This is a genomic window from uncultured Cetobacterium sp. (genome assembly GCF_947039425.1).
Taxonomy (GTDB): domain Bacteria; phylum Fusobacteriota; class Fusobacteriia; order Fusobacteriales; family Fusobacteriaceae; genus Cetobacterium_A.
Window position 1 is genome coordinate 1 of the sequence record NZ_CAMQYW010000119.1, and the last position, 5,515, is coordinate 5,515.

Here is a 5,515-nt window from a genome sequence, read left to right on the forward strand (position 1 = left end):
TCATAATTAATATCATCTTTTATATCTAAATAAAATTTACTTTCACTTTTTTTGGTTGTAATTAAACTTATTTCATATATATTTTCTTTTTTCAAATTTTTTATAATATCAACTAATAATTTTTCTGCCCCTCCTATATCTAAAGAATCAATGCAAAACCCTATCTTTTTCTTCATAAATCTCTCCTTTATTTTGGAATAACGCTTTCTCTATTCCAATAAACATTTCCTTTTGTTATTTTTGCTGGCGACCCAACAGCTATAGAGTTTTCTTTTATTTCACTACTTACAATACTACATGCTCCTATTATAGATCCATTCAATATTTTACTTCCCTTTAAAATAATTGTTCTTGTTGCAATCCAAACATTATCTCCAATTAAAACTTCTTTTCCTTTATTTATCCATTTATTTGTGTTCAAATCTAATATTTTATGAGAATCGGTATTTCTTATTTCTACATCATAAGATATCATACAATTTTTCCCAATTTTTATTGCATACGGTTCTAATGATACAATTTGAGTTTTCCCACATGTCGTATTTTCATCTATTTCAATTATTCCATCTTTATTGTGCATAATAATATTCAAATTATTTAAATCACAATTTTTCCTTATTAAAATTTTATTATTATTCCCATTAATTGAAATTTTACTCTTATTTATTCTTGCTCCTTTTTCAATTAATAATATATTATTTTCCCCAGATATTTTAATTTTTGACAATCTAACTCTTCCAAAACACTCTAATATATTTTTTCCTTTTATCTTTACTAAACTTCTATCTTTTAAATATTTAAATTTATATTTATATCCCATCAAATATCACCCAATATTTTTATTTTCACTATAAGTTTTTCATATTTAAACTTATATTTATGTTCTTGTGTAAACTTTTCTTTTTCTTTTAAATCTACTTTTTCAATTATTATATTTGTTAATTTATCTTTTAAATCTTTTAAATTATCAATTGAAAATATTTCACCTACACTTTCATCATTTGTTATATCTTTTGCTGCACAAGTATTTGATGTTAATATATAATTATTAAAAGCCATCGCTTCTACCATAACAATGCCAAAACTTTCCCATAATGATGGCAGTACAAAAACTTTAGAACAATTATAATATTCGTTTAATTGCTTTTTTTCTTTAATTTCTCCTGTAAAAATAACTTGCTTTTTCTTTTCAGGATATTTTTTAAAAAAGTCATCAATTTTTTTTTGAAAATTATTTTCAATAGAACCTATAAAATAAAATTTCCAATCTTTTAGTTCAACTTGCTCTAAAATTTTTAATAAAAATTCTGTATTTTTTTCTTTTGTTCCTAATCTTCCAACAGTTAAAAATATATTCTCTTTTTCTTGGAACTCTTTAATTTTAAAGTTTTTTTCAATAAATAAATTATCATAACCATTTGGCATATGTATTGTTTTCCCTATCGTAGAAATCCCTGCATATTCATCTTTCATAATTTTAAAAGCTTCTTCTGTTTCATAACTAATTAGATCAATCATTGTTATTAATTTTTTTCTTTTAGCATATTCTTTTGTTTCTTTTCTTTTTCTAAAAAATTCTCTTAAAGTCTTTGGCTTCATTAGTATTCTTTCTATTTCTTTATTATAAACTTTCAAATTAAAATCAGCCTTCACATATATTTTACCATTCGGATTTAATTTTTTATAAAAAAATGCATTCCAATAACTACATTTTGTTATATGAAATAACATTAAAATATCTATCTTTTTTGCATTTTTTAAAATATAAAAATATAACGGAATTCTTTTTAAAAACATAACCCAAGATGCAAATTTTTTCATATTTTTAAACCATCTTGAAATTTTTACTATTTTAACTCCTCTTATTTCATCTGGTAAATCTCTTTTTAAATTACATGTCACTATTTCGCTATCATAACCTAAAATCTCATAAGCATATATCGGTAACATTCCATTATCTTTCCCTATCCATGTATATTCAAACTCTTCACATATATGAACAAATTTTTTTTTCATTTATCTTCCTTTTTATTTTAAATTTAAAATTTTAATAAAATCATTGTGGTATGAATTATCTAGTCCAAATTCGCAATAATATTTTCTATCTTTAAATATTTTATTTTTTTGTTTATAATAATACTCTTCATTTAAACTTTGTTTTTTACTCGGATCATTATAATGATATAGATGAAGTTGGATTTTTTCTGTTTTTATTTCTTTTCCTTTTATTCCTGCAACACATAATCTATTTCCAAAATCATCATCCTCGTATCCCCACCCTTGATACTTCTCATCATAACCATTTACTTTTTCATAATCAGTTTTATATATTCCATACGTCATTCCAGCTAATCTAATTCCTCTTCTATTTAATAAAAATTTTTGAAAAATCCTTCTTTTTTTATCTGAATAATACTGTTTTTCCATATTTTCTAGATAAAGTTCAGGTATATTTTTTAAAAGATCATTATAGTTTCTACTATTATTCAAATCTAGTATTATTTTGTCTTTTTCTTCTTCTGTTGTATTATGTGCTCTTCCCATTAAATAAATACCTTTTTTACTTTCTTTTAACATTTTTTCTATATAATCATCTGGAAAAATAAGGTCTTGATCACAAAAAATCAATATTTCTCCACTAGATTCTCTAACAGCATTATTAAGTGCTCTTGTTTTTCTAAACCCTTTATCTTCTTGAAACACATGTTTTATTTTAAATTTAGCTTCATCTATTAAATCTCCAATATAGTCAAGAACTTTTTCCTTTGATCCATCATCTGTTATTATTAATTCATTAGGTATTTGTGTTTGATTTAATAAGCATATCAAAAGTGCTCTTAAGTGTTCCATTCTATTATATACAGGTACAATTACTGATATTTTTATATTTTCCATCCTTTATCCCTCAATTTTTTCTTTTTTTCTTTTATCTTTTCTATAAATTTTAATCTTTTAAGTTTTTTCACTCCCAATGCAAAGTAATAAAAAATATCTTTTTCATATGGGTATTTCATCTCTTTGTACGAATCCATTTTCATAGTAAGCATATCATAATGCGCTCTATATTTTCCAAAAAACATTTTTTTAGCTTGTGTGTCAATAATCTTAACAACATTATCTTTTACTAAAAAATTACCTGGATTAAAATCACCGTGATAAACTCTATTTTTATGCATTTTTTTCACAAGTTTTACAAACTCTAAATTTTTATTTATATCAATTATTCCTTCAAAATACTCCATTAAAAATCCAGAATATTCTATCATTCCAAATTTTCTACTAGTTATTGCCAATAAAGGTTTTACAAAATCACTAAATCCTTCATTATTTAACCTATTTATATTTTTTAATGTTGTAACTGCTTCACCCTTTTTTAACAATGTCATTATTTTTCTTTGTGGAATTCTATACTCATTTCTTGGTTCTTTAAAAACATATTTTTTATTATTTATTTCTATAATCGCTACAAAATTACGTTTTGTATCTTTAAGTTTTTTTATAATTTTATATTTTTTATTTACAATTTGTATTCCTAATTGTAAATAATTACTATCTATACTAAATATTTCATATTTTTCATATCTGATTTTTTTTAACATTTATTAAAAATCCTTTCTATTTCTTTTATATCAAATTTATTAATATCACTTTCTTCTCCTAATGTAGCTACATCTTTAGAAAAAATTTGTTTCCCTTCCTTATAATTTGGAGCCCAAACTATAGAATTACTATCATCAGTATCCTGTCTATATATTCCTACTAATGGCTTTTTAAATGTTGCAGCTATATGAATTATTGATGTATCTGGAGATATTATAAAATTAGATTTTTTTATAAGAGAAGCTACTTCAAGTATTCCATCTAACTTAATATATCTAGCATTTCCTTCCAAGTCCTTTGTTATTTCATTTATTTCATTTTCTTTTGATTTTTCTCCTATAAGATATATCTTATATTTGTTTTCTTTATTAATTTTCTTACAAATTTCTATTACTTTTTCTTTATATAAACTTCTATGCTTACTTGCTGCATAGGGATTAATCACAATAATATTAGTGTCATCACCTATTAGTAATTTTATTTTTTCATCTATTTTCGAAGGTATAACTATCTTATAGTTCAAATCTGGATTATTTATATTCAATATTCCAAGTATATTTTTATATACGTTACTAATATGTTTTTTTCTACTTTTTTCATATGAAATATCAAAAATATTCCATTCTTTTTTATTTAATCCTACATTTATCTTTGCATTACATAACTTAATTAATTTCATTTGATTAACTCTTAATACTTCTGAAAAATCAATTAGAATATCATAATTTTCTTTAGTAATCATTTTTCCTAATTTTTTTTCATTTCCTTTTTTATATTCATAAATAATATCTATATTTTTATTATATTTTATAATATCTAGTGCTCCACCTTTAGTTAAAACTCCTATTTTTATATTTGGATATTTTTTTTTTATTTCTCTAAACATAATTGTACTTATTATCATATCTCCTATTTTCCCATCATATCTTAAAAAAATAATAGATTTTATTTTAGTCATTTCAATCTTTTCATTAATTATTAAATTTTTATTTTTTTTTATTTTTTTATCCCATAATAACTTTCCAATTCTAAGTCTTTTTGGTCTTAAAAAATCTTGAATGATTCTATTTAATTTTCTAATCATTTCATATTTCCCTCCAAACGTTTACATAAATTATAACATATTTATTTTTATTTTTTTTATTTTTTCAATTCTTTATTATCTATTAAAATAATATTTTATGATATAATATATCATCATAAGGGGGTGGGGATTTATGCAAACTATTGTTTCTGGAAAAAGAAGTTCTGTTTTCTTTAATCCAAAAAATAATACATATTTAAAAACATTTTCGCCAAAATTTAGTTCTAAGATTAAATTCTTTTTAAAATTTAGAAAATATCCTGGAGAAAATTTCTTTTATATTTCAACAAGATTAAATAAATTAAATATTAAAACAGTTGAAATTTTAAATTTTACTAAATATTCTGTTACTACAAATAGATTAGAAGGGGATATTCTATTTGATTATTTAAATAAATTTCCAGAGAACAAAGAAATCATTTATAGATATATTGAATTAGTATCAAAAGTTTTAAACAACAATTTATATTATGGAGATTTTAATCTTTTTAATTTTATTGTTAAAGAAAATGAACTATATGCTTTAGATTTAGAAGATTATAAACCTTATATATTTTCAAACAAAAAAGAAGCTATTAGAAGATTATATTCAAAAGTAGATTCTTGGATTATTGACGAAATAATTAAAAAATTGTAAATAAAAAAGGTTTGATTTCTTTTAAAGAAATTAAACCTTTTTTATCTTAATATTAGTTATAAATGCTTTTATCATTTTTTAATATTTCATATGCTTCTTTTTCTCTAAACCTAAAAGGTATACATGGATTACCACCTGCTAAAGCAATAATGGAATATTTTTTACAACTATGGACCCTACCTGTATTATCGCTC

6 protein-coding genes are annotated in these 5,515 nt (G+C 22.0%); 1 reads left to right on the top strand and 5 read right to left on the bottom strand.

What is annotated here, in order from left to right:
• Positions 1-187: 187 nt before the first annotated feature.
• From Q0V09_RS07040 to Q0V09_RS07060, 5 genes are read right to left on the bottom strand one after another with little or no spacing between them, the layout of a single operon-like run.
• The gene (locus tag Q0V09_RS07040) at positions 188-820 is read right to left on the bottom strand and encodes an acyltransferase (protein ID WP_297487909.1); all 633 of its coding nucleotides are present in this window, start codon (positions 818-820) and stop codon (positions 188-190) included.
• Complete coding sequence (locus tag Q0V09_RS07045) at positions 820-2,016, bottom strand: glycosyltransferase family 4 protein (RefSeq protein ID WP_297487911.1); 1,197 nt, start codon at positions 2,014-2,016, stop codon at positions 820-822. The genes Q0V09_RS07040 and Q0V09_RS07045 overlap by 1 nt, the downstream gene beginning before the upstream one ends.
• Before the next feature lie 12 nt (positions 2,017-2,028).
• On the bottom strand, positions 2,029-2,895 hold the full coding sequence (locus tag Q0V09_RS07050) for a glycosyltransferase (RefSeq protein ID WP_297487914.1): 867 nt from the start codon (positions 2,893-2,895) through the stop codon (positions 2,029-2,031).
• Positions 2,883-3,599, bottom strand: coding sequence for a lipopolysaccharide core heptose(II) kinase RfaY (locus Q0V09_RS07055; protein ID WP_297487916.1), 717 nt, complete (start codon positions 3,597-3,599; stop codon positions 2,883-2,885). The genes Q0V09_RS07050 and Q0V09_RS07055 overlap by 13 nt, the downstream gene beginning before the upstream one ends.
• Positions 3,593-4,684: a glycosyltransferase family 9 protein gene (locus Q0V09_RS07060; protein WP_297487919.1), complete on the bottom strand. Its 1,092-nt coding sequence runs from the start codon at positions 4,682-4,684 to the stop codon at positions 3,593-3,595. Before Q0V09_RS07060 ends, Q0V09_RS07055 begins: the two co-directional genes overlap by 7 nt.
• 133 nt (positions 4,685-4,817) lie before the next feature.
• Here Q0V09_RS07060 and Q0V09_RS07065 point away from each other — a divergent pair, with 133 nt between their 5' ends.
• Positions 4,818-5,321 carry an Mn2+dependent serine/threonine protein kinase gene (locus tag Q0V09_RS07065; protein WP_297487922.1) on the top strand — a complete coding sequence of 168 codons (504 nt, stop codon included), beginning with the start codon at positions 4,818-4,820 and terminating at the stop codon, positions 5,319-5,321.
• Positions 5,322-5,515: the final 194 nt, after the last annotated feature.